Origin of the sequence: Thermococcus aciditolerans (assembly GCF_008152015.1) — an archaeon.
GTDB lineage: Archaea > Methanobacteriota_B > Thermococci > Thermococcales > Thermococcaceae > Thermococcus > Thermococcus celericrescens.
This window is the reverse complement of record NZ_CP041932.1, coordinates 1654535-1677034: the sequence shown is the minus strand read 5'-3', so window position 1 is coordinate 1677034 and position 22500 is coordinate 1654535. Positions and strand designations below refer to the sequence as shown.

Annotated in this window: 26 protein-coding genes; 11 read left to right on the top strand and 15 right to left on the bottom strand. The window is 54.3% G+C overall.

Features of this window, described 5'->3' with window-relative positions; translation table 11 throughout:
- The first annotated feature begins 82 nt into the window (after positions 1 to 82).
- The 5 genes from FPV09_RS09250 to FPV09_RS09230 are packed head-to-tail and all read left to right on the top strand — an operon-like array spanning position 83 to position 4678.
- Positions 83 to 1354 (top strand): sulfatase-like hydrolase/transferase, encoded by a 1272-nt coding sequence (locus tag FPV09_RS09250; protein ID WP_246112259.1) that lies wholly within the window; start codon positions 83 to 85, stop codon positions 1352 to 1354.
- Positions 1351 to 2235 carry a glycosyltransferase gene (locus tag FPV09_RS09245; RefSeq protein ID WP_148883186.1) on the top strand — a complete coding sequence of 295 codons (885 nt, stop codon included), beginning with the start codon at positions 1351 to 1353 and terminating at the stop codon, positions 2233 to 2235. Before FPV09_RS09250 ends, FPV09_RS09245 begins: the two co-directional genes overlap by 4 nt.
- Before the next feature lie 49 nt (positions 2236 to 2284).
- The gene (locus FPV09_RS09240; RefSeq protein ID WP_148883806.1) at positions 2285 to 3418 is read left to right on the top strand and encodes a site-2 protease family protein; all 1134 of its coding nucleotides are present in this window, start codon (positions 2285 to 2287) and stop codon (positions 3416 to 3418) included.
- A 46-nt stretch (positions 3419 to 3464) separates the two neighbouring features.
- Positions 3465 to 4436, top strand: a complete 972-nt coding sequence (locus FPV09_RS09235) for a TIGR00269 family protein (RefSeq protein WP_148883185.1) — start codon at positions 3465 to 3467, stop codon at positions 4434 to 4436.
- Between the two features lie 41 nt (positions 4437 to 4477).
- Positions 4478 to 4678 (top strand): TIGR04140 family protein, encoded by a 201-nt coding sequence (locus FPV09_RS09230; RefSeq protein ID WP_148883184.1) that lies wholly within the window; start codon positions 4478 to 4480, stop codon positions 4676 to 4678.
- 34 nt (positions 4679 to 4712) lie between these two features.
- On the opposite strand, the gene FPV09_RS09225 is transcribed toward FPV09_RS09230, so the two are convergent.
- From FPV09_RS09225 to FPV09_RS09210, 4 genes are read right to left on the bottom strand one after another with little or no spacing between them, the layout of a single operon-like run.
- Complete coding sequence (locus tag FPV09_RS09225; RefSeq protein WP_148883183.1) at positions 4713 to 5312, bottom strand: hypothetical protein; 600 nt, start codon at positions 5310 to 5312, stop codon at positions 4713 to 4715.
- A gap of 8 nt (positions 5313 to 5320) precedes the next feature.
- Positions 5321 to 6499: an RNA-guided endonuclease InsQ/TnpB family protein gene (locus FPV09_RS09220; protein WP_148883182.1), complete on the bottom strand. Its 1179-nt coding sequence runs from the start codon at positions 6497 to 6499 to the stop codon at positions 5321 to 5323.
- Positions 6480 to 7088 carry an IS607 family transposase gene (locus FPV09_RS09215; protein WP_148883181.1) on the bottom strand — a complete coding sequence of 203 codons (609 nt, stop codon included), beginning with the start codon at positions 7086 to 7088 and terminating at the stop codon, positions 6480 to 6482. The genes FPV09_RS09220 and FPV09_RS09215 overlap by 20 nt, the downstream gene beginning before the upstream one ends.
- 57 nt (positions 7089 to 7145) lie before the next feature.
- Positions 7146 to 7319, bottom strand: a complete 174-nt coding sequence (locus FPV09_RS09210) for a hypothetical protein (RefSeq protein ID WP_168194698.1) — start codon at positions 7317 to 7319, stop codon at positions 7146 to 7148.
- Between the two features lie 140 nt (positions 7320 to 7459).
- Here FPV09_RS09210 and FPV09_RS09205 point away from each other — a divergent pair, with 140 nt between their 5' ends.
- Positions 7460 to 8074 carry a hypothetical protein gene (locus FPV09_RS09205; RefSeq protein ID WP_148883179.1) on the top strand — a complete coding sequence of 205 codons (615 nt, stop codon included), beginning with the start codon at positions 7460 to 7462 and terminating at the stop codon, positions 8072 to 8074.
- 4 nt (positions 8075 to 8078) lie between these two features.
- Positions 8079 to 8387: a transcriptional regulator gene (locus FPV09_RS09200; RefSeq protein WP_148883178.1), complete on the top strand. Its 309-nt coding sequence runs from the start codon at positions 8079 to 8081 to the stop codon at positions 8385 to 8387.
- Here the strand turns inward: FPV09_RS09200 and FPV09_RS09195 are convergent.
- Genes FPV09_RS09195 through pcp form a run of 3 tightly spaced genes read right to left on the bottom strand, consistent with a single transcriptional unit; the run spans position 8368 to position 11658 of the window.
- A complete protein-coding gene (locus FPV09_RS09195) occupies positions 8368 to 8982 on the bottom strand; it encodes a hypothetical protein (RefSeq protein WP_148883177.1) in 615 nt (204 codons plus the stop codon). The genes FPV09_RS09200 and FPV09_RS09195 overlap by 20 nt on opposite strands.
- 24 nt (positions 8983 to 9006) lie before the next feature.
- Positions 9007 to 11016 carry a DUF460 domain-containing protein gene (locus FPV09_RS09190; protein ID WP_148883176.1) on the bottom strand — a complete coding sequence of 670 codons (2010 nt, stop codon included), beginning with the start codon at positions 11014 to 11016 and terminating at the stop codon, positions 9007 to 9009.
- Positions 11017 to 11055: 39 nt separating this feature from the next.
- Positions 11056 to 11658 (bottom strand): pyroglutamyl-peptidase I, encoded by a 603-nt coding sequence (pcp, locus tag FPV09_RS09185; RefSeq protein WP_058938520.1) that lies wholly within the window; start codon positions 11656 to 11658, stop codon positions 11056 to 11058.
- 61 nt (positions 11659 to 11719) lie between these two features.
- Here pcp and FPV09_RS09180 point away from each other — a divergent pair, with 61 nt between their 5' ends.
- Both FPV09_RS09180 and FPV09_RS09175 read left to right on the top strand, forming a co-directional pair.
- The gene (locus FPV09_RS09180; protein WP_148883805.1) at positions 11720 to 12832 is read left to right on the top strand and encodes a geranylgeranyl reductase family protein; all 1113 of its coding nucleotides are present in this window, start codon (positions 11720 to 11722) and stop codon (positions 12830 to 12832) included.
- A gap of 12 nt (positions 12833 to 12844) precedes the next feature.
- Positions 12845 to 13192 carry an ASCH domain-containing protein gene (locus FPV09_RS09175; protein WP_148883175.1) on the top strand — a complete coding sequence of 116 codons (348 nt, stop codon included), beginning with the start codon at positions 12845 to 12847 and terminating at the stop codon, positions 13190 to 13192.
- Here FPV09_RS09175 and FPV09_RS09170 read toward each other — a convergent pair.
- Both FPV09_RS09170 and FPV09_RS09165 read right to left on the bottom strand, forming a co-directional pair.
- Positions 13185 to 13553 (bottom strand): type II toxin-antitoxin system VapC family toxin, encoded by a 369-nt coding sequence (locus tag FPV09_RS09170; RefSeq protein WP_148883174.1) that lies wholly within the window; start codon positions 13551 to 13553, stop codon positions 13185 to 13187. The two genes, FPV09_RS09175 and FPV09_RS09170, sit on opposite strands and share 8 nt — an antisense overlap.
- On the bottom strand, positions 13526 to 13762 hold the full coding sequence (locus FPV09_RS09165) for an antitoxin VapB family protein (RefSeq protein ID WP_148883173.1): 237 nt from the start codon (positions 13760 to 13762) through the stop codon (positions 13526 to 13528). Before FPV09_RS09165 ends, FPV09_RS09170 begins: the two co-directional genes overlap by 28 nt.
- Positions 13763 to 13860: 98 nt before the next feature.
- On the opposite strand from FPV09_RS09165, the gene FPV09_RS09160 reads away from it, so the two are divergent.
- Complete coding sequence (locus FPV09_RS09160; protein ID WP_148883172.1) at positions 13861 to 15078, top strand: hypothetical protein; 1218 nt, start codon at positions 13861 to 13863, stop codon at positions 15076 to 15078.
- Between the two features lie 50 nt (positions 15079 to 15128).
- Here the strand turns inward: FPV09_RS09160 and FPV09_RS09155 are convergent, their stop codons facing one another.
- The 4 genes from FPV09_RS09155 to FPV09_RS09140 all read right to left on the bottom strand — a co-directional run bounded on the left by FPV09_RS09155 (position 15129) and on the right by FPV09_RS09140 (position 19731).
- Positions 15129 to 16628 (bottom strand): carboxypeptidase M32, encoded by a 1500-nt coding sequence (locus FPV09_RS09155; RefSeq protein ID WP_148883171.1) that lies wholly within the window; start codon positions 16626 to 16628, stop codon positions 15129 to 15131.
- Between the two features lie 87 nt (positions 16629 to 16715).
- The gene (locus FPV09_RS09150; RefSeq protein ID WP_148883170.1) at positions 16716 to 17744 is read right to left on the bottom strand and encodes a CGP-CTERM sorting domain-containing protein; all 1029 of its coding nucleotides are present in this window, start codon (positions 17742 to 17744) and stop codon (positions 16716 to 16718) included.
- Between the two features lie 2 nt (positions 17745 to 17746).
- Positions 17747 to 18772: a CGP-CTERM sorting domain-containing protein gene (locus FPV09_RS09145; RefSeq protein WP_148883169.1), complete on the bottom strand. Its 1026-nt coding sequence runs from the start codon at positions 18770 to 18772 to the stop codon at positions 17747 to 17749.
- Positions 18757 to 19731, bottom strand: a complete 975-nt coding sequence (locus tag FPV09_RS09140; protein WP_148883168.1) for a DUF4855 domain-containing protein — start codon at positions 19729 to 19731, stop codon at positions 18757 to 18759. Before FPV09_RS09140 ends, FPV09_RS09145 begins: the two co-directional genes overlap by 16 nt.
- Before the next feature lie 216 nt (positions 19732 to 19947).
- Between FPV09_RS09140 and FPV09_RS09135 the strand changes: the two genes are divergently transcribed.
- Entirely contained in the window at positions 19948 to 20778 is an 831-nt protein-coding gene (locus FPV09_RS09135) for a carbohydrate kinase family protein (RefSeq protein ID WP_148883167.1), read from the top strand.
- On the opposite strand, the gene FPV09_RS09130 is transcribed toward FPV09_RS09135, so the two are convergent.
- Together FPV09_RS09130 and FPV09_RS09125 are read right to left on the bottom strand one after the other, a co-directional pair.
- Positions 20775 to 21197 (bottom strand): hypothetical protein, encoded by a 423-nt coding sequence (locus tag FPV09_RS09130; RefSeq protein WP_148883166.1) that lies wholly within the window; start codon positions 21195 to 21197, stop codon positions 20775 to 20777. The genes FPV09_RS09135 and FPV09_RS09130 overlap by 4 nt on opposite strands.
- Complete coding sequence (locus FPV09_RS09125; protein WP_148883165.1) at positions 21194 to 22498, bottom strand: DUF58 domain-containing protein; 1305 nt, start codon at positions 22496 to 22498, stop codon at positions 21194 to 21196. The genes FPV09_RS09130 and FPV09_RS09125 overlap by 4 nt, the downstream gene beginning before the upstream one ends.
- Between the last annotated feature and the right edge of the window lie 2 nt (positions 22499 to 22500).

Below are 22500 nucleotides of genomic sequence, written 5' to 3'. Positions count from 1 at the left end.
TGATATTGGAGAGTCCCCCATAATTTAAGTCTTTTCATAGTCCTGGCAAGACAAATATTTAAATAAAACATATAGCTACTAGGTGGGAACATACATGGACAGGCCAAACGTAATTCTCATAGTCCTCGATACCCTCAGAAAGGACTACTCTAACGAGATAGAGCATAAGCTGATTAGGGACTTTGGATTCACAGGATACGAAAACGCAATAGCTCCCTCACCATGGACTATCCCGAGTCATGCATCGATGTTTACCGGCCTCTATCCCCTCTACCACGGGGTTCACGAGGGCAGGAAGAGAAAGGTGCCCGACGTGAGGTTCCGGGAGGACGGGACGTACCTCCACGAGGTTTTAGGGGCTCTCGGGTACACCACCTACCTCCTCACGGCCAACTTCTTCGTGGGTCCTGACTTCGGCATCAGGGCGTTCGACAAGTTCAGGGACACCCTCAAGCCCCTCATCGAGGACAGGGACAGGGAGGAGCTGAACGAGGTGCTCAAGAAGCACGAGCCGAGGAACGCCCTCGAGCTAACCTGGGCACTTGTAGAGGAGAGGAAGTTCACCCTGCCGTTCAAGATTTTCTTGAGGATAGTGGGCAGGTACGGCGAAGGGTGGCCCAGGGACAAGGGGGCGAAGGTGACGGAGAGGCTCCTCTCAGAGATGGAGCTGAAGAGGCCGGTTTACATGTTCATCAACCTCATGGAGGTTCACGAGCCGTATTCCATCTTCGAGGGCTTCACCGACGCCCCAGTCGTGAACAGGCTTCTCGGCGAGGAGTCCGAGCTCGTCGAAAAGTGGAGGAAGGGCTATCCAAGGCAGGTGGAATACCTGGAGAAGAGGCTTAGGGAGATGATGGAGATCCTCGAGGAGAGGAACCTGATGGAAAACTCCGTCATCGTCGTCACGAGCGACCACGGACAGTTGCTCGGGGAGGACAACAGGCTGGGACACGGGGTTTTCTTGGACGACGAGCTCCTGAGGGTGCCTCTCCTCATAAAAGCCCCTCACGAGATAGGAGAAACGGAAGGCTACGTGAGCCTCGCGAGGATAAAGCCCTTTATCCTGAGCCAGGTTGAGGGGAAGGACTTCCAGCTGGCCTCGGAGTACGCCCTGGCGGAGAGCTTCGGAACCCACTATCCCTACCCCAACCTGCCCGAGGAGAAGCTCGAGGCCGTGAAGGAGCTCGAGAAGTACAGGATAAAGCTCTACCACGGGGAGGGCACCGCGGTCTTCAACGTCGATGACTGGAAGCTCGAGGAGGTTGAATCGGAGGCGGAGGACTTCGAGAGAAAGGCCAGGAGGCTGATACTCAGGCACCTGAGCCTCCTCACCGGCGGGAGGGTGGCCGGGTGAGGCCGACTGTTTCGGTCATAATCCCAACCTACAACAGGTACGAGCTCCTCAGGAGGGCAATAGAGAGCGTATTAAACCAGAGTTTCCACGATTTCGAGGTGCTCGTGGTGGATGGGGCCAGAAGCGAATCCACGCTGGAACTGGTGCGTTCCTACGGGGACGGGCGCCTGAGATACATCCCCCAGAAAGGAAAAGGGATAGCGAACGCCCGCAACCTCGGAGTCCTGAAGGCCAGAGGGGAGTTCATAGCCTTCCTCGACGATGACGACCGGTGGAGGAGGGACAAGCTCGAGCTCCAGATGGAGGCCTTCAGGGAGCTCCCCAGGGACTACGGGCTAATCTACACGGCATTTACATACTACTACCTGGAGCGAGGAAAAATCCTGGGGGTAAAGCACCCCCGTGCGAGCGGGAACGTTTACAGGCACATGCTGCGGGACAACATAACCGGAACGTCCACGATAATGGTGAGGCGCGAGTGCTTCAAGAGGGCGGGGCTGTTCAGGGAGAGCTTCCCGACCTGCGAGGACTGGGACATGTGGTTGAGGATGTCAAAGATATGCCGCTTCGGAGCGATAGACGAGCCGCTGGTGGACTACTCAATTCACTCCGGCCAGTTCTCCTTCGCCAAGTACTTGGCGGGAAGGTACAGAATGATAGAGGAGCACGGGGACATAAGACATGACCCGCGGGTTCTGAGCTACCACCTCCTCCAGATAGGGATTCTCAAGCTCTTTGGAGGCGATAGGAGCGGTGCAGCGGAGATCCTGAGGGCGTTTCGCCTCAACCCGACGATGAGAGGAAACATCTTTGACGCCATAGGCTCCATCCTCGACGTGAGGACTAAGATATACATCCTCAAATTCATTGGCCGGCTGTGAGCCCGATTACTTTTTAAATCGAGATCTGAAAGTTCAATAGGTGACCCAAATGAACACCGCCCTCATCGCAGTCATCGTTGGAATCGCTGCCTTCTGGATAATCCTCTACGCCCTCTTCGGGAAGAGAGAGGAAAAAGAAGAGGGCCTGGCAGTTGACATGTTCGTCGCCATGTGGAGGACCAAAAAGCTTCTAGGCCTTATAGACAGGATTGCAGGCAAAAACAGGCGCTTCTGGAAGATTTATTCCGATGTCGGAATCGCCCTCGGCTTTATGGGCATGGCCTATGTCTTCTACGCCCTCCTCAAAACCGCCCTGCAGACCATCCAAACGGGCGGTGAGCAGGCGGGGGTTCAGCTCGTCATCCCTGGTGTTACCATACCCCTCTGGTACGGCCTGATAGCCCTCGCCGTCGTCATGGTGGTCCACGAGCTGAGCCACGGAATAGTGGCGAGGGCCGAGAACCTGCCGCTGAAATCTGTGGGTCTGGTTCTCCTCGCCGTCATACCCGGCGCCTTCGTCGAGCCGGACGAGGAGGAGCTTGAGAGGGCCTCCCTGCGCACCAGGCTGAGGGTTTACGGAGCCGGCTCACTCGCCAACGTCACAACGGCGCTCCTGGCTGTTTTGATCCTTAACTTCGCCATCTCGCCCGTTCTTCAGCCGTCGGGAATCCTCGTGTCCGACGTGCTGGAGGACGGCCCGGCCTACGGAATCCTTCAGAAAGGTGACGTTATAGTCGCCATGGACGGCCTTCAGATAAGGGACATAGAGAACTTCATAAACTTCATGAACAATACGAAGCCGGGCCAGATGGTCACGCTCACGGTCCTGAGGGACGGTAGGGAGATTAACCTCCAGCTGAGGCTCGGTGCACACCCAGAGGACCCGGAGAAGGGGTACATCGGAATCTACCCAGCCCAGAACGTGGTCTCAAAGGTTGGAGCCGACTGGCTGGTGCTCCCGCTGTTCTTCACGTTCTACTGGATATACGTGCTCAACATAGGCATCGGACTTATGAACCTCTTCCCGCTCGTTCCGCTGGACGGCGGGAGAATGCTGGACGACGTGTTCAAGCACTACCTGCCCGAGAGGGCAGTTAAGCCCGTCAGATATTTCACCATCGGAGTGGGCCTCTTCCTGCTGGCCCTCAACGTCCTTCCAGCACTGAGGAACCTCATCGGCTGAGGCTTAACTTTTTTAACACCTTTTTCAACCCGGAAAGGGTGAAAAGATGAAGTGCTCCAAGTGCGGCCGTCCAGCGGTTTACCACGCGCGCTACACCGGGCGGTATTACTGCAAAAAGCACTTCAACGAGATGGTGGAAAAGAAGTTCAAGGAAACGGTGAAGAAGTACCGCCTCATTGAGAAAGGAGAGAGAATAGCAATGGGAGTTTCCGGGGGGAAGGACAGCGTCGTTCTCATGCACCTCCTGGCGAAGCTGCGCGAGAGGTTCCCCTTCGAGCTCGTGGCCGTAACGATTGACGAAGGAATAGCCGGGTACAGGCCTCCCAGCGTCGAGATAGCCAGGAGGAACGCCGAGAAGCTGGGCATAGAGCACAGGGTCTATTCATTCAAGGAATACATCGGCTTCACCCTCGACGAGACGGTGGAGATAATGGGGAGCTTCGAGAGGGGCGAGCGCGTTGGTGCCTGCTCCTACTGCGGTGTGTGGAGGCGCTGGCTCCTCAACTACGCCGCCAAGGACGTGGGGGCGGACAAGTTAGCGGTAGGCCACAACCTTGATGACGAGGTCCAGATGTTCATCATGAACATACTGCGCGGCGATGTGGCACGCCTCGGAAGGACCGGTCCCTACTATGAGGAGATACACCCAGAGCTGGTCCCCAGGATAAAACCGCTCCGTGAGATTCCCGAGAAGGAGATAGTCCTCTACGCGGTCCTCAACAACATAGAGGTTGATTTCAGCGAGTGCCCCTACACCGTTGAGGCATTCAGGGCCGAAATTCGGGACTGGATCAACGGGATGGAGGAGCGGCATCCGGGGACGAAGTATCAGATACTGAGGAGCTACGACAAGCTATTCCCCCTCATAGCGAGGACGTACACCAAAAGGACCAGCGAGCTGAACAGGTGCAAAATCTGCGGCCAGCCGACGACGGGAGAGATATGCAAGGCCTGCCAGTTCCGCCTGCAGGTGGAGAAGAGGGCAAGGGAGAGGGGGCTAACGTTCCGGGTGGATTAACTGAGCGAGTATTTATAAAAGGCTGTTCAGTACAGTGAACAATGAGGTGGGAAATCCTAACTCCAATTCCCCCTGCCGAGCTCGAGGAAATCATGGAAAAGAGCGGGGCAGAGGTTAAGCTGACGGTTCTCGGGAAAATCGAGAGACACGGCATACCCCTCAGCAGGGTTCTGATAGAGGGAAACGAAAGGGAAATCGAACGCTTCATGAGGGGGCTCCGCCTGGCGAGGGCTGGAGGTTAGTTCGGAACCTCTTCACCAATGACCAAACAGGTTATCACCTGGGCTGGATGGGACTGAGCTCAACCTTCCCTTCCCAGAGCCTGAAGCTATACTGACTTTTTAGCGGGTTGAACTCAGGGAGGGGCGATTTTCTGATGATCATCCTCTCCTCAAAGGGGGCACTGCTGGAGCTGAACTCAAGGACGTACTGGCTGTAGAGGGAAACCCACGCCACAATGTCACTCGAAGCCCGTCCCCTGTTGAGGAGAAAGATATTTATCGGACGCTTCCGGGTTTCGGTTATCCTAGCCCTCTCCTTATCCGCGATGAGACGCTGGAAGACCGACAGGAAGTTCTCCGTCCCAAACAGAAAGGCCAGCCCATCTATGGTGACATCTATACCAACCGGCCTCCTGTCTCCGATGCGTTCGGTCAGCAGACGGCGGTAGAGCCTGCTGTACTTCGGTAAAAACGTACCGGCATCCATCGTCCCATCGGTGTATACAAAATCGTACGTATATTCGATCCCATAAAAAGAGGAGAACACATCTATAACTGCAACATTACCCGCCATACCCTCCGAAGCAATGTCAAAATCGGCGGCCCTGAGCTCCATCTCCAGCGATGATATCGGGAGAACCGAGTCAATTATCACCGTTCTGCCTACCCGTAAAGTGTGTGTAGAGTGTTAATTTCGTATCGGGTAGGCTTCCAGCCTCCAATCTTCATCGGCCGGCTTTCGGGGGGAACGGTGACTCCCCACATCTTCAGGGCTCTTAAACGAATATTCCAGCTCCCAATCACATCACGGTCAGCTTCAAAACCACACTTGCAACTCAAAACCCTGCCCCCATTCGGGCTTAACTTACCCCCACATACCGGGCACAGGGAAGAAGTGTAAGCCGGACTGACAAAAACAACTTTTACCCCTTTCAATTTAGCCTTGTATTCGATAATGCTTTGAAGCTTCCTAAAACTCCAGCGATGAAGTCTCCCATTCATTTCAGCCGAATACCTTATCGACTCCCTGATTTCAGTCAAATCTTCCAGAGCAATACCACCATACTCCTCCGCCAGCTCAACGATTTTATTGGCGAGCTTATGGTAAAGGTCGTTAAGCCTGTTCTTCTCCCTCTCACCGTATTTTTCGAGGAGTTCTCTCCTCCTCTTTCCAGCTCTGATTTTCTGCTGTATTTTCCGTCTCTTCACGAAGTAGCCAGTCCTAATTTCACGCTCGTGAGTGACTATCTGCACGAACTCACCATTGGGGAGGCTGAGGGTTACGTTGTTCTCATTCAGGTCAATACCAACGAAAGCCTTTGGCTCTCGAATTTCAACTTCTTTTGAGAAGACAACGTTTAGGAAGACTCCCCTCGGCGTTCTGACAAGCCAAGCCTGTCCAATCTTCCAATCTTTAAATTTCTCGTGGTATTTGGCAGGATAAAACTCCAGTTGAATCCTCCCTTTGGGAGTGGAGAGTTTTACGGTTCTATTCTCCAAGTCGAGTTTGAACAAGTGGTCGTCCAGCATTATTACTTCCTTCGTAAAGACGGGCATGCCCTTAGCTTTTCCCTTCCTCTTCCGCTTTCTAAAGCTTTTGAATATTGCCGTAGCCATCTGACAGGCCGTGTAGAGGTAATGACTCGGCAAGCTCGGATAATCCCTGCGTAAGCCCTTGTAAGTTTCTTTTTTCAACCGATAAAAGCTCGTAACGTTGTTCTCGAAAGCGTAAGTTATGAGAAAGTTCACAATATCCCGATAAGTGGAGAAGAGGTCACCCAACCCTTCAGGAGGTTCCTTAAGTTTGAATTTTGCCGTCAGCTTAATCGTCTCTGAGGGCATTCTTTACCGCCTCAACAAGGCGTTTTTTCTTGTGAGAACGCATTCCGTAAAGTTTTCCAGCGAAGGAAGTTACAATAGCCAGTAAGTCTTCCACGAGTTCCTTTTCCGGCGTTTTCTCCTCATCGTCAAAGATTACTTCGATTTCAACGCCGTGAGAGTTGAAGTATTGTTCGAGGTATTTGAAGCCGAAGCGTGTAAGCCTGTCCCTGTAAATTATCACGACCTTCCCAACTTCTCCGCTTTCGACAAGTTTGAAGAGTTGTTTTAAGCCCCTTCTATTCTCATTCAGACCAGAAGAAATGTCGGTAATGATTTTGACCACTTGATAACCTTTTGAAGAACAGTAGTTTTTGAGGTATTCAACCTGTCTTTCAAGGTCTTCTTTTTGATCTCTGCTCGAAACTCTGGCGTAAATAACGACTTTGTCAAGAGTTTTACCTTCAAGGAGTCGTATGATTTCACTTTCGGGGATACGGTATTCTCTCCCAACACGATACGCTTTAATCTCGCCAGATTTAATCTTTCTAATTAGTGTTGGTTTGCTGATACCCAAGAGTTGCGATGCCTTACCTGTTCGATAGAGCCTCATACAGCACTCCTCCAAAACAAATTATGAAATGAAAATATTCAAACTTTACGCTTTTAACTATCTATGAAACAGCCCAAAATCTCCCGCGCGAATACGATTCCTGAGTATCTCAAAGGCAATGGCCCACCCCTTGGAGTATGTATCGTAAACGATGAGGAGGTTGCTGTCCTCGAGCAGACCGCCCCCGAGGGCCCTGTCGAGAGCAGGAATGCCGGTGCTTAAAAGCTCCATGCTATCACCCATGTATTTTTTGTTTAACGCTGTATTTAAGACTACTCTTCACCATCTGTATCAAAGTTGAGGATGCTCTGTGATTCAGAAAAACCTCATGTTATAAATAGTCGGTCGTTCCATCTATAAATGGTGATACTATGGAAGACGTCAGGGAGCTGAAGACCGTCCTGGAGAGGGTTGAGGGCAAGCTGATAGCGGCGGGGAAGATGTACGGGGCGATGAACTTTGGAGCCTGGCTCTCGGTGATGCTGCTCTACTACGCCATCATAGGAGTCTTCGACCTCCCGTGGCAGTTTAACCTGATCTACTGGCCGGCAGCTTTTGTGGTGGCAATGGGATTCACCGGAAGGGTGTGGAAGCGTCTTCAAAAACTGGGAAGGGTTACCGGAAGAGAAGCGGAAGCATCGACCCTCGGAGGGATCTTAGTAGCTCTTTCCTGGATAACGGGGATAATCCTGGGATGGGGCATTGTTCCAAGGATGCACCTCGGGGTGAACGCCGAAGCGAGCCTGGCCATGGGGTTTCTAAGCTTCATAGCATTCTCTGTATTCGCAATGTGGCTGGTTTTTGCCAAATACGGTGGGGCCGAGCGTGAAATAATTCCCGCTTTTCTTATCCCCGCCATCGGGATACCTGTTGCAATGAGGATGGAAACGGGCGCTATGGCATGGGCAGGCTTCGTTGTGGGGCTGGGGTTCACCCTTACCGTGATGTGGTACCTCCACTCGGCCTTCAGGGCAATAGAGCGGTGATAGCATGGAGGCTCTGCGGGAGCTGAGCAGGAACCACACACTCGGAAACCCGGTTAGGTTAGGGGTGATGCTCTACCTGCTCCCCCGGGGGAGGGTGCTCTTTAGGGATCTCCTGGAGGTCCTGGAGGTAACACCAGGCAATCTTGACTCACACCTTAAGGCCCTTGAAAAAGCCGGCTACATTGAGGTCTACAAGGTGATAGCGGACAGACCGAGGACAGCGGTTAGAATAACGGAGAAGGGAGCGAAGGAAACCGGAGAGTATCTGAGGGCTCTGAAGGAAGCGCTATCACTCATTCCCGCGGAGGACTGAACGGATAGCCCTTCTTCGTGACCATCCAGAGGCCAAAGAGAGCTCCCAGCTGTTCCATCAGGACGTCCCTTACCTTGTTCGGTATCGTCTCCTTCAGTATGCCCTCCGTGAAGTGGCTTCCGAACCACTCGGCTATCTCCCAGCCCACGCCGATTATCAGCAGGAGCACGAAGGAGTAGAGGAGTACCTTTCTCCACGGCATCCCACTGAAAAGTCCCCGGAGGAGGCTCACAAGGAAGAGCCAGAGGACGAGTCCCCCAAGTGAGTGGCTTATCATGTCAACGTCCCTGAGGGCCACGTTGAAGAGGTCAATGTTCGTGAAGGGCACATTGACAAGGGAAACGTGGACAGCAAGGAAGATCGCGAGCACGGCGACGATGCCCTCGTTGTAGAAGGGGGTCAGAAGGCCACCGAGCCGGCCGGGGGCCCTCGGGTACACCCTGGGAAGCCACAGCAGGAACACCAGAAACGTCATAGTCCAGAGGGTTCTGAGTATGTGGTCTACCCTCCGATAGTACACTCCGGTGAGGAAGCCCGTGAATATGAGCATGACGGCGCCGATTACGATTTTCCTTTCGGGGTTTATCCTGACCACCACCCTCCAGCCGGTTCCAAGCAGTTAAACCTTTCGGTGACCCTCCTCTTCAGCCTTCCTTTTCAGCTCCTTCTTCCGCTCGAGACGGTACTCCTCAACCAGGCGGAGCATCCGCTCGACCTCCCTCTCCTCGTCCTCCAGCCTCCACTTCTCCAGGAGCCCATCAATGGCCCTCTCAAGGGTCTCGCGCTCCACAACCGCGAACTCATCGACGCGCTTGACGTCAAGCTCTTCGCTCGTGAAGAAGGGCACGTGGGCCTCACGGAGCACCTCCGCCACCGGCTCCGGAAGGGGCTTCTCGGTTATCAGGGCTTTTATCCCCCTCTCGACCAGCTCCTCGGCGATCGCCTTCCCCGCCCCAGCTGGGTTCACCACGAAGAGTATATCCCCGCGCCTGATCCCGACCTCGCGCTCTATCCTCTCAAGCTCGCGCCAGCTCAGAACCTCCATAACCTTGAGAGGGACCGCGCTCCCCCGGATCTCCACAACGTTCATGCGCTTTACCTGCACCAGGTCCCTGCTCAGACGCTCTATGACGGATTTGGCCTCCCTCAGCTCACGCTCAAGCATCTCTATGCGCTTGACCTTCGCCTCCAGCTCGCGCTCCCTGAGAACCTTCCGCCTGATCTCCTCATCGTAATCGACGAGCTTCCGCTCGAGTCTGCCTATCGTCTTCCTCTGCTCACGGATAATCCCCTTCAGCTCCTGGTTCTCCCTCTCCAGGAACTCGATCCTCCTCTCAAGCTCGCGGATTCTCCTGAGGTACTGCTCAACGTCCGGGCCCTGCCTCATGGCCTCTTCGGGCTTCTCCTCCGCCCTCGGCCTCTCGCGGAGCGCTACCTTCTGCATGGCCTCCCCGAGGTTGTAGCCCTGTATAACAAGGGCCTTTACCTCGTCGGACTTCTTTGTCAGGCCGGCCTCCCGCAGCCTGGCATCCACGTGTTCCAGCTTCGGCTTCAGCCGGAGGTAGGCCTTGTAGGCGGCGGCCAGAGCATCGCGCTGGTGGTCATCCTCAACGGTTATCCCGAGGTCCCTCAGCAGTTCGTTCTTGTCCTGAACGCGGAGGCTCTCCCTGGGAACGAATAGGTTTGCCTTGAAGGAGCGTGCTATCTTCTCCACGAAGCCCGGGGCGGGGGAGACGTCGGTGGCCACTATGACCGGGTGACCGACCTCGCTGATGAAGCGAAAGACCTCGCCGATGGGCATGTTTCTCTGGCTGTGGAGGGCCACTATCCTCCCGTTCAGGTCTATAGCCGCTATACCGACCGTTATCCCCGGGTCTATGCCGACTATGATACTCCTCCTCTCCCGTATCGCCTCCTCACCCTTCAGAGGGGCGAAGCCGAGCTCGGCCCTCTCAACCGGCTGAATCCTCACCTCAACGTCCCCGCCGCGCGCGGGCCTTATCAGTCCCGCCAGCTCCTCCCTGGCCGCGTAGACTCGGAACTCCCCCCTGGCCAGGCCGTAGTCCCGCTCCTCCGTTTCGAGGTCGAAGGGTATATCCGCCCTTCTGAGCCTGTCCTCTATCTCCCTCACCTTATCCCTGACGAGGTTGTGAACGCGCTTTCTGTAGCGGTCCTGGCTCCAGCCACCTTTACCGTGGCTCCTTCCCCGGGTGACCTTGATTATAACCTCGTCCTCAAAGGCGAGAACCTCGTAGCCGACCCCCCTGCTCGCGAGGAGTGCGGAGAGCCTGGCCTCCTCATAGGGGTCGAAGCGGTCTCCTGCCCTTATGCCGTGCTCCTTCGCGAGGCTCTGGAGGGAGCGCTGCTCTCCAGGCCGTCCGGTCACCTGAACGAGCTTCGTTCCGGATGGAAGGGCGCGGAGGAACTTCCTCAAGTCCTCGCCCAGCTCGGTGACGCTGTCAACGGCGACCATCTCGGGCCGCTTCGACTGGATGAACCTGATCAGCCTGTAGAGTGTGAACTCACCCTTTCTCTCCAGCCTGCCGTTGAACCAGCTCACCACCGCGAACTTCTTCGGATTCTCACTTATCACATCAATGCCGAGGATTAGAATAGGCCTCACCCTCATGGGCTTTGTAGGGGGTAGGAAAGAGGATTTAAAAAGGTTTCAGACCTCAAGCGAGGTCCTAACGGCGACCTCAAATGCCCGCGTTATGGTTTCCAGGGCCATAGAGGGCCTCGGCTTTTCCAGGGCCTGCTCGTGGATAAAGGGCACATGGATGAAGCCAGCTTTAGTTTCCATCCCAGCAACGGCTATCGTGTGGAGCGCCGTGAACATGGCGGCGTTGCAGACGTACGTTCCAGCCGTGTTGGAGACCGCCGCAGGGATGTTCTCCCTCCTGAGGGCAGCAACGATGGCCTTTACCGGGAGGGTTGCAAAGTACGCGGCCGGGGCGCCCTCAAAGACCGGCTCGTCCTCGGGGGCAAAGCCCTCGTTGTCCGGCATCTTGCTGTCCATCACGTTTATCGCAACCCTTTCAACGGTCACGTTGGGCCGTCCCCCAGCCTGACCCGTCATGATGACCACATCGGGGCGCTCCTCCACGATGAGCCTCGGCAGAATCTCCCTGACTCCCCTGAAGGTCACCGGCAGCCTGTGTTTTATCAGCCTCGCCCCGCCTATACTCTCCGGAAGCCGCTCAACCGCCTTCCATGACGGGTTTATCTCCTCTCCCCCAAAGGGTTCAAAACCTGTTATGAGAACCTTCATCTCAATCACCGGGAAGGTTAGGTTTTTAGGGTTTAAAAACTACTTCGAACGAGGGGTGAGGATGAAGTACGATGTTCTCATCATTGGTGGCGGGCCCGCGGGCAACTACCTCGCGAACCTGCTCGCCAGGGACTTCAGCGTCGCTGTAGTCGAAAAGAAAGGTGCGTTTGGAGGTAAAGCCTGCACGGGCATCATCGGGGCGGCGAACTACGAGAGGCTTGGCCTCCCGGAGGAGGCTGTAATAAATGAACTCCGCGGTGCGGCCTTCTACTCACGGATCCAGAGCTTTGAGATAGAGAGGAAGACCCCCCAGGCATACCTGGTGGACAGGAAAGCCCTGGAGAAGAGCCTGGCCGAAAGGGCCACCCGGAGGGGCGTGGACTACTACATGGCCACGACTTTCAAGGGGTTCAGGAACGGGAAAGCCGTGCTCCAGCACCTGGGGGAGACCCTCGAAGTTGAGGCAAGCTTCTACGTTGGGACGGACGGCGTTAACAGCGCCGTTGCCAAAGCCATCGGGGCCAGGACGGACGCGGAGTTCCTGAGCGGCTATGAGGTGGAGGTCGTTGGAGAGTTCAGGAAGGATTTCGTTGAGGTCTGGGTGAACAAGGACATGAACGAGGACTTCTTCATGTGGGTGGCGCCGGTGAACGAGGGGCTGGCGAGGGTCGGAACCCTCGGGAGCATCGAGGCCCTCAACCGCTTCCTCAGGGTGAGGATGCTCAAGCCGACGTCGATAGTCGAGTTCAAGGCGGGTTCGGTTGGTTTCGGCTGGAGAAAGCCGTGGGTGAGGGGCAACGTGGCACTGCTCGGGGACGCGGCGCTGCAGATAAAGCCGACCACCGCGGGGGGAATCGTCTTCGGGATGCTCTGCGCCCGTGCCCTCAGGGAAGCCCTGATGGTGGGGAAGCTGGCTGAGTACGAGAGGCTCTGCCGGGAAATACGGAATCAGATAAGCTTCGGACTGCGCTTCAGGAAGATTTTCAGGGGAATGAGCCAGGAGAACATCGAGCGCGTCTTTGAGGTCCTCGGAAGCGCGGAGGCGAAGGAGGTCATAGAAGGGCAGGCCGACTTCGACGACCACGTGAAGACCGCGAAGGCGATACTCAGGAGGCCGAAACTCCTCGCAAAGCTAATAAGGATAAGCCCGAGCATCGTTCGCTACCTCGTCTGAGGAGGTGAAAGGGTGGCGACGTGGAGGATGGGGCTCCAGGAGGAGTACCTGAAGGCGATAGCCGAGGGAAGGAAGAGGATTGAAGGCAGGCTTTACGACGAGAAGAGGCAGGGAATCAGGCCCGGGGACGAGATAATCTTCGAGAACAAGCTGGTGTGCGTCGTGAAGGACGTGAGGGTTTACTCTTCTTTCAGGGAGATGCTGGAGAAGGAGGGTCTTGAGAACGTCCTCCCGGGAGTGGGGAGCGTCGAGGACGGTGTTAAGGTGTACCGCCGCTTCTACTCGGAGGAGAAGGAGAGGAAGTACGGGGTGGCGGCGATAGAGGTCGAGCCGGTGGCGTGGGTTGGAGAGCCTAAATGATGTAAACTTCAAAGCCCAATTCCTTCAAAACCTCAAAGTCGCTGTCCAAGGTTATTATCGGCAGGCCATTAACAATCGCAATTGATGCTATGAACAGGTCCCTAAAGGACATGGGACTTCCCTTTTCCCGCAGTTTTTTATGGAGATACGAGGCCATTTCGGCGCATTTCCCATCAAAGGGGAGCTCGATGAGCGTTTCAAGCCATATGAGCTCATCTTTTTTAGGCATCCCGACAAGAATCTCGAACTTGGATATCGAGGTTATGTAGAAGGTGTTGTCCAAAGCCGTGACTTTTTCAAAGACTTCCTCGTTATCCCTAGCGATTTCGATTATCACATTTGTGTCAAGGACTGCCCCCATTTTTCAAACTCCTCCTCGATCTCTTTGAGCTTCCTCTTTGTTTCCCGGTACTCCTCCTCACTCAATATGCCGCGCAGGTGGCGCAGAGCGTCGACGTTTCCCTTTCTCTCCCTTAAGAGCTCCCGAAACAGTTCACTGAAAGATTTCTTGCCCTTAATCCGGACGAGTTCATTGTAAACATCGTCCGAAATCGTTATCGTCTTAACCATGCTCTCACCAATACACTGTGTGCATGCATCATATTTAAGCATTATTCCCCCAGTAAAAAACGTTAAAAATTATTACACATTAGCCAAAATGGTGGGCTATGATGGTCATCAAGTTAGAAGATGACCAGCTTATAGTGAAAGAAACCCACAAAAGCTCCAGGGGAGGGGATTACACTTACATCGTCAGGGACTCCAAACTGATGCACATTTCCAAACTTTTCAGACCTTCCAGGAAGGAAGATGGGGAAATTATGTATGACATTTCGATAGAAGAAGCAGAAAAGGTTTTTGGAGAAGAAATTGAACTCGTTGAGTTTAGTTTCTCGAACAGAGGGCATTTCTACCCCAAGATTTACAGGATAAACCTCCAGACGAAAACTATCAGTCAGGAGCTCTCCCGAAACAGAGAAATTCTTGGAAGATACGAATTTGAAATCCTTGGAAGCGAGTATCAGGCCCTCAACGAATACGAGAGAAAAGTTCCACCGCTCATCGAGAGGGTGTGGGAGATAGAAAAGAAGCTGGATCTGGAGGTTTATATAAGGGGAGCAAGGGGTGAAGAAGTCCACGAGGACCCCGAACTGGCAAAGTTCAACTCGCTGGTCTTCCCAAATCTAAGGAGCAGAACAAGGTCATTAAAGGAGAAAATAAGATTCGCCCACGAGCTCTACGTCCTAATGCTCGTTATTGACTCCGTGCTCAACGAACCTCCAGAGGAGAGGACACTCCAGATAACGCACAAGGATTGGCCAACACTGGTGGAAAGCAATTTAAATCCACCGGTTACTGTGTGGTACCAGTTCTCAATAGAGGACTGGACCAAGGTAGTGTGGGGCTGTTTCTGGCTGGTAATTGACGAGGCCGCAAATAGGATAGCACACGGTCAATATGAAGAAGCCGAGAAACTTATCGGAGTGAAACTCCCCAGAAATTATGCTGGAGCTATGAAAGTCATTGCATCGTTGCGTTCATCCAAAAGAATCTACGTGAAACCCGACATCATGGTTTTCAAAGGAGAGTATCGCTCAAGAGGGAATATCCTCGAAAATCCACCGGATAAGGCAGTTTTAATAGACGCGAAGGTCGAAATGACCCAGAGCGACCTAAAACAGCTCCTAGAGTACAGAGCCAAGTTCCCCCAAACTTTTGGGAACATCGAGTTTATTGTGGCGGCGATTGAAAAAATGTCGGCTCACTACAAGCACAAACTCGAACGTGAGGGATACACTGTGATAGAGCTGGTATTCCCAAACAAACCAGGTGAGAATGAGTTTCAGGAAGCAATAAGGAAGGTTATTGAAACGTGGAAAGAATAGCGGAAACCGTTTAAGCTCCTAAAAAGAGGTGTGGAGGGTTAAAAAAGAAATCACAGATACCTCTCCTTCACCCACCTTACGAAGTAGTCCGGGTTCAGCTCCTCGCCGATGGCCTTCCTGAGAAGCTCCTTCGGCGGGTAGATGCTTCCGTGCCTGTGGATTCTCTCGCGGAGCCAGGCCTTTATCGGCTCGAACTCCGCGTTGGCCACCTTCTCCTCGAAGTCCGGGATGTCGCGCTTCATGTGGTAGTATATCTGCGCCGAGAGGAGCGTTCCTATGCTGTAGGTCGGGAAGTAGCCGACCGTACCGTGGGCCCAGTGGATGTCCTGGAGGATGCCCTCTGCGTAGGTCTTGGGCCTTATGCCGAGGAGGTTCTCCATCTCGTCGTTCCAGAGCTCGGGGAGGTCTCTGGCTTTAACACCCTCGTTGAGCATCATGCGCTCGAGTTTGAAGCGGAGGAGTATGTGGAAATTGTAGGTGACAACGTCCGCCTCGGTCCTTATGAAGTCGGGCCTAACTAAGTTGAAGTACAGGTAAACGTCCTCCGGCGTGTAGTTTGCCATGAAGGGCAGGTTCTCCTTCAGGACCGGGTAAATGAGTCCCGCGAACTCCCTCGAGCGGCCGATGATGTTCTCCCAGAAGCGGCTCTGGCTCTCGTGGATTCCAAGGCTGACGCCACCGACTATCGGGCTGAACATGAACCTCTCGTCCTGCTGGAGCTCGTAGAGGGCATGCCCGAACTCGTGAACGGTGCTCAGAATCGTCCTCCTGAAGTCGTAGCCCTCGTAGCGGGTGGTTATCCTGACGTCCCTTATTCCAAACTCTGTTGTGAAGGGGTGGGCAGAGACGTCCAGGCGGGAGCGGACGCCGAGCGGGAAGCCGAACTTCTCGAGGATCCAGCGGTTCACCTTCTCCATCTGGGCCTGCTCATAGTGCTCGTTCTCAAGCGGGTGCTCTCTCGGAACCCTGCCCTCCTCCATTATCTTCTCAACGAGCGGTTTCAGCTCCTTCTCCAGCCTGTCGAACATGCGCTCGACGTCCCTGGTGGTGGTTCCCTCCTCGAAGAGGTCGAGCAGTGCATCGTAGGGCTCGTTCTCATAGCCGAGGTAGTCGGCGGCGCGCTTGGCGAGGTCTATAATCCTGTCCAGCCAGGGCTCGAACTTGGAGTAGTCGTCGCTCTTCTTGGCCTCCTCCCAGGCCTTGGTGGCCTGACTCGTGACCTCGCTCATCTCCCTGAGGAACTCGGGAGGGAAGGAGCGGCTTATCCGTATGTTCCTGTCCAGAACGCGAACGACACCGCGCTCGTACTCGTTGAGATCCTCAATCCCCTTGGCCTTCTCAACGAGCTCGACGAAGTCCGGTTTGAGCAGAAACTCCTGGCTGAGAACGGAAAGCTCGCCCTGGGCCACGGAGCGCTCGAGGATTCCCTCCCCGGGCATGTTGACCTCCATGTCCCATCCGAGGACGCTCTGGGCGTGGCCTATCGCCCATATCCTGCGGTACTTGCCGAGAATCTCCTTTACCGTCTCGTTCTGGAAGACGCTCTCCATGGCAATCACCCCGTATCACTTTGAAGAATTTTCGGGGGCAGTTCTTTTAATCTTTTCGATGTCCATCTAAACGAGGGCTGGAATGATTCACTCCACCCGTCTTTTTAACCTCCCCATGAGCACTGGGATCACGGCAAGCAAGGTTACAAGCCCCGGCCCGCAGATTTTGCTGTTTTCTTTTGTGCTGGGGGGATGAGAGGGAGTGGTTTTGATTGGTGTGGTGTGGGGAGTGTCCGTTGAATTTGCCGTGACGTTCTCACCCGCCTTGCCAGTGTTCGTGCTCGCCTTCTCGCAGACCGTCACGTTGGCTATCTTAACACTGTCCGGGAACCAGTAGCCTGGAACGGGGGTGTTCGGCGGGACGAAGTCGTCCCTTGTAACGTTCATGTTAAGGTAAACGAGGGTGATGTTCTTCACGTGGCCCTCCTTTTTGAGGAGGAAGTAAATCGGAAAAACGCTCGAATTGACGACTTCAGTGGGGCCAGGAGACCACCTCAGCGCGTTCTCGCTCATCGTGACCCACACGTCGCTCACGTTCACGTAGTCCCATTTTTGAAAGCTCGGGGACTGAAGCTCAATCCGCCAGCCGTTTATCTCGTTGCTGATTTTTCCCCCTGGGAGCTTAAGCCAGCTAACATTGACCGGCTCAATGCAGAAGTTTTTTGGATTGAAGAGGTAGATGCCATGGACATGCGTCATCGGAGGGTAGAACGTGAGGTCCAGGTACCAGCTCCCGTTTATGAAGCGCGCACCATTAAGAGACTGGCCGAGAGTGTAGTGGTAAAGGGCCCTGGACTGGTCAAGGAGAGTGCTATAGTTTGGGTAAAGGGCTCTGAACGCGGGGGTGAAGTTAAGTAAGTAGAGCTGGGAGCCGTTGAAGTAGAAGAGATGTTCCTCTCCCCCAAGAACCTCCCCGGTGGTTGCGTTGGCGCAGTTGATTCCGGACAGTGGGGGACAGTAGGGAACGTAGGTGAGAATCTGAAGGGGAATTAGTGCGTCGCTTCCGTTGGACATCACCGCATACTTAACCTCGTAAACCTCTTGGGCCGAGGTCAAGGGGAAGAACAGGAGGAGCGCCAGCACGAGGAAGGAAAGATAACTCATCAGTCTGGACATTGTTACCCCCTCTTACGTGTTCTTTCTGCGAGAAGACCAACGATCGCAAGCAAAACCATGAATCCGGGCCCGCAGATGCCCTTGGTTTTGGTTTTCGTTGCGTTGCTTCTTGGGGTCGTTTCTATCCCAGTGGTCGTGCTGGTTGGGGTGTTGGTTGCTCTTTTGCAGATAGTCACGTTCACAATCCTAACGCTGTCGGGGAACCAGTAGCCGTTTATCGTGTTCGTGGTGTTGATGTAGAGGATGGTAACGTTCTTTACCTGACTGTCCTTTTTAAGCACAAAATAAACCGGAAACTGGGTCCAGTTTGCAATTACTGGGCGTTGATTTGACAGAAGCCAAGGAACTGAGTATGACCCGTTGGCAACGCTCGAGTTTGCAATGAGGAAGAAATCTGCTGAAGGAGGTATCCTCACTGCAGTCTCATTGCTAACCTGAACCCATGTGCCGTTGATGAAGACGTGCTTGGCCCTGAACTTCTCTGGAATTTCAATCCTCCAGCCATTAATAGTGTCTCTTAGAGGAGAAAACCTTCTTATTATTGGAAACTCCGCCAAACTTACATTGACACTCTCAGCACAGAAGTTTTTTGTATCAAGTTTGTAGATGTAGCTTAAACTCACGCCATCCCCCATTTCCTTTGAGTAGACAAAAACCTTCATGTTAACATGCCAGGAATCGTTTATGTAATTTATTTCATCTATAAGGAAACCCACTTCACTTACAGGTGCCGGAGCATAAGAAGGAAGGGTTGAGAGCACAAGGGAAGTGAGGTTCAGGAGATAAAGCCGGGAACCGTTGAAGAACAGCAAATACTGATAAACTTGGTAAACTTCGGCCGAGCAACTGTCCATGCCACAGAAAACGCCGTAATTACCAACCTCGACGTTAATCAGAGCAGTTGTCCCGTTTGAGATGACAGAGTATCTAACCTCATAGAGAAAACCGCCGAGGTCCACATTATAGATTGCCGAAACCGGAGAGGCGAGGAAAAGGAGGAGGACGATGGGGATTACCAGTCTTGACATCTTTCTCTCACCTTGTCTATGACTTTCAAATCGGTACCAAAGTAGTAGGCCCTGGTTGAGAATGCACTGGGGCTTACTTCGAGGAGGGCTTTATAGTAGTCACAGGCACGGTTAATGCACTTTTCTTCTGTTTCTGGAGTGGGTGTTTCATCACAGCCGACTTTTTCATGAAAAGTGCCGTTCTCCCACCATCCTTGAGTGCTTTTACAGTACGCACAGTTGCTCGGTTCTCCAATTATGCTGTTGTCGGCTTCCATCTCAATGGAAAGCCCATGGTTTAGCATCCACTCCACGCGGGATACCAAATCCTGAAAAGTATAATCACTTCCATCGTCTAATTTGGTAGTCTGATAGTAGTGGGGCTGAACGAACACGTGGTCAAAATACTCCGCAAGAGTGGGAATAGTAACATAGTCAGAGTTCGTTATCCCCTTCATAGCCCTGTTCCCAATCGTAGGAATCCAAATCAGCTCCTGCTCGTGGTCGTGAACGTAGTTGGACATCTTTTGAATGAATTCCTTGGAGACGTTCTTGCCATAATTGCCGGTTTGAAGAGGGCTCTCGTAACTCCAGTAGAAGCCGAGCCTGTTGCTGTCAACGACACTAAGGACACCGTCAATCCAGTCCTTCCAGTAGGAATTATTGAATCCCTTGGACGGGTTATCCCTCGGTTTTTTACTCCCATGCTTGTAGAAAGGGATCGGCACATAGTAATTCATGCTGCCAATCCTTGATGAGAGCCACAAAGCCATGCGAAGCCCATCATCATAACCGTTTCCGGTATAGTTGATTCCCCTCCCTTCTCCACCGAGGAAAACAACCCTGTCAAAACCCCTGTTCTTGAACCACTGGGCGGCTTCATCGTAAGAAGTTGGCCGTTTTCCTCCAAGGGTCATCCTCGAGGCGTAAGTTCTAAGATTCTCGTCCCATCGAACCCACCACAGACCAAACTTCGACATAAGGAATCACCAACTGCGAGTAGTTAAGCGGCCATATAAAAACCTATTCGTTAAACAAAACCATTAAAAACGTCCTAAAAGTTCCAAAATAGGTTGAAATTATAGGGGTGGTAATCCATTACCACCTCACATACCCACCGCTTGGCTTAAAACCAGGGGCAACATAAATGGGTCAACTTCAATGACACAGTGTCCAGAATTAGATGGGGTGATAAAATGATCGAGCTCGTCGTCATAGGTCACGTCTCTATAGACACAATAGTCTTTCCCAACGGGAGAAGGGTGAACATGCCGGGCGGAGCGGCGGCCGCCGTGGCCACCTCCGCCGCCCTGGCCGGCGCAAAAGTGGGCCTCGTGACCAAGGTGGGGGAGGATTTTCCAGGAGAATGGATGAAAAAGCTGGCCTCCATCCTCGATGTGCAGGGTGTCCAGGTGTTGCCGGGGAAGACCATCCACATCTACATGATTTACCACGAGGAGGGGAGCGTGGACGCCCCCGTGGAGATGGGCGTCGCAAGGAGGATGGGCGAGACCCCGATTCCAGAGGAATACCTGGGGGCGGAGCTGTTTCACATCGCACCCATCCCGCCAGAGGAACAGCTTAAAGCCCTCAGAAGGCTCGAAGGGAAGAGGACGAGCCTGGACTTTAACCCGACGTACATGGCCGACTACCGGGAGAAAACGGACCTCATGAGGAAGGTGGTCTCGCGCGCCGAGGTCATCTTCCCAAACGAGAGGGAGGCCCTCGTTATGACCCGCGCGGAGAGTGTCGAAGAGGCCGCGGCGACCCTCCACGAATGGGGCGCCGAAATCGTGGTCGTAACCCGCGGCGAGAGGGGAGTTCTCATCTACGATGGGAAGTTCAGGGAGTTTCCGGCGCTCCCCATAAGTGAAAACGAAATCGTAGACCCCACAGGCGCAGGGGACGCCTTTGCCGGCGGCTTTCTGGCTGGCTACGCCAGGGGAGAGCCCCTGGAGACCTGCGTAAAACTCGGACTGGAGCGGGCGAGGGAGGTTCTGAAGAAAAAGGGGAGCTGGAGCATCTAATCGGTCGCGAGCCTGACGAAGACGTAGAGCACAACCAGCAGGAAAGCGGCCAAAGCGGTGACCTCGAGCCTCGGCAGGAGGGGCGACAGGGAAAACATCAGCAGGTATGTGGGAAAGGCGAGAGCTATCGCCGCCAGAAGGACGGCGTAGTGCTCCAGCGGCGCCCGTTCCCTGTCGAGGTGGGCCATCTCTATGACCAGAAGGGCAAGGGCCATAACCGCCAGGCCGTAGAAGCCGCCGGTGCGGGTGTAGATGAGGAACGCGCCCACGGAGATGAAAAAGAGGGAGCCGATGAAGTACCACTGAAGGCCCATTAGAGCTAAGGGGAGCAGGAGGAGAGTGCGGCGGTCGATCAGGGCCAGCAGGAGGAAGAGCAAAACTAGCGGTGCAAGGGAGTAGAGCCTTCTTTTTATCCTCATACCACAGCCACCTCCGCCACGGCAGCCTTCAGCGGCTTCCTGACGTCCCAGTCTATTATCCTCCCATAGCCCGCCATCTTCCGCAGTATCGCCCTTCTCCGGAGACTCAGGAGCCTCAGCGCCAGCTCCTCCTCGCGGCTCTTTGGCTCAACTGCGGTGTAGGGGTCGGGGCTTATAACGACGACGTTGTAGCCGAAGGATGACATTATCCTGAGCGCCTCCCTGCTCTCCTCCGTGAGGAGGGGCGAGAAGTAAACCAGCTGTGCCCTCGGCGGGAAGCGTGAGCGTATCAGGTGCTCGACCTGGTAGGTTATCATGTTGTTCCTGTCCGGCCTGGCCGTGCTGAGGAAGTCGATGCACTTGAAGAAGTGCCTCTTGCCGTAGTCCGGGCGGACCCAGAGGGGAACCTCCTCCGCAAGCAGGAGACCGAAGCTGGTTCCGCTGTTCAGGGCGTTGAGCATGAGCGAAGCGGCCGCTCGAATGAGGTTGTCGAAGACCAGCTCCCCGGTGTAGGAGGCATCGACGATGAATATCACGTCCACCTTGCGCTCGCTCTCGTACTCGTTGGCCATTATCTTTCCCGTCCTCGCGGTGGCCTTCCAGTTGATTATCTTGAGCGGATCCCCCGGCTGGTACTCCCTGATGGCGTGGAACTCAACGCCCTCGCCGACCCTTGGACTGGGCAGGGAGCCGACGGTTATCTTGGTTCCCCTTGTGGAGTAGGGCGTGGGAACGTCCTCTATTATGGGAACTCCTATGAGCTCGGTGTAGAGGTCGAACTTCTTCGTGAAGTGGAAGAAGCCGAAGGGGTCGCGGTAGCTCAGCTCGACCCAGTTGAACTCGTGGATTCCGCGCTTAACGCGGACGCGGTAGCGGAGTTCCTTCAGCTCGCCCTTTCTGAGTGACAGCACCCACTCGGTTCTCCCGTCTATCAGCTCGAGCCCCTCTGGGAGGTCCTCCCTCACCTTGAGGCTCGGAATCCTCTCACCGGCCCTTATTTTGAGCACTATCTCAATCTCAGTGCCCTCGAGGAAGCGGTTGTGGGGGACGACCCGCTCCAGCTCCACCATCATCTTAGGCTTGAAGAAGAACACCGCAACGAAGACGAGCCACAGAGCCGGAAGGAGAAGGTAAACCAGCTCCCAGCGGAGCAGAAGGAAAGCGATGAGGACAAGAAGCCAGAGGGCCAGGAAAAGCTCTTCAGCCTTCTCCGTTGGGACCATTCTCCCCTCTGGCCCGGCGTCCTCAGCAGGCCCCTTCCCAAGTTCAACGGGTGTTGGAGTTCTTGGAACCGGCTGCACCG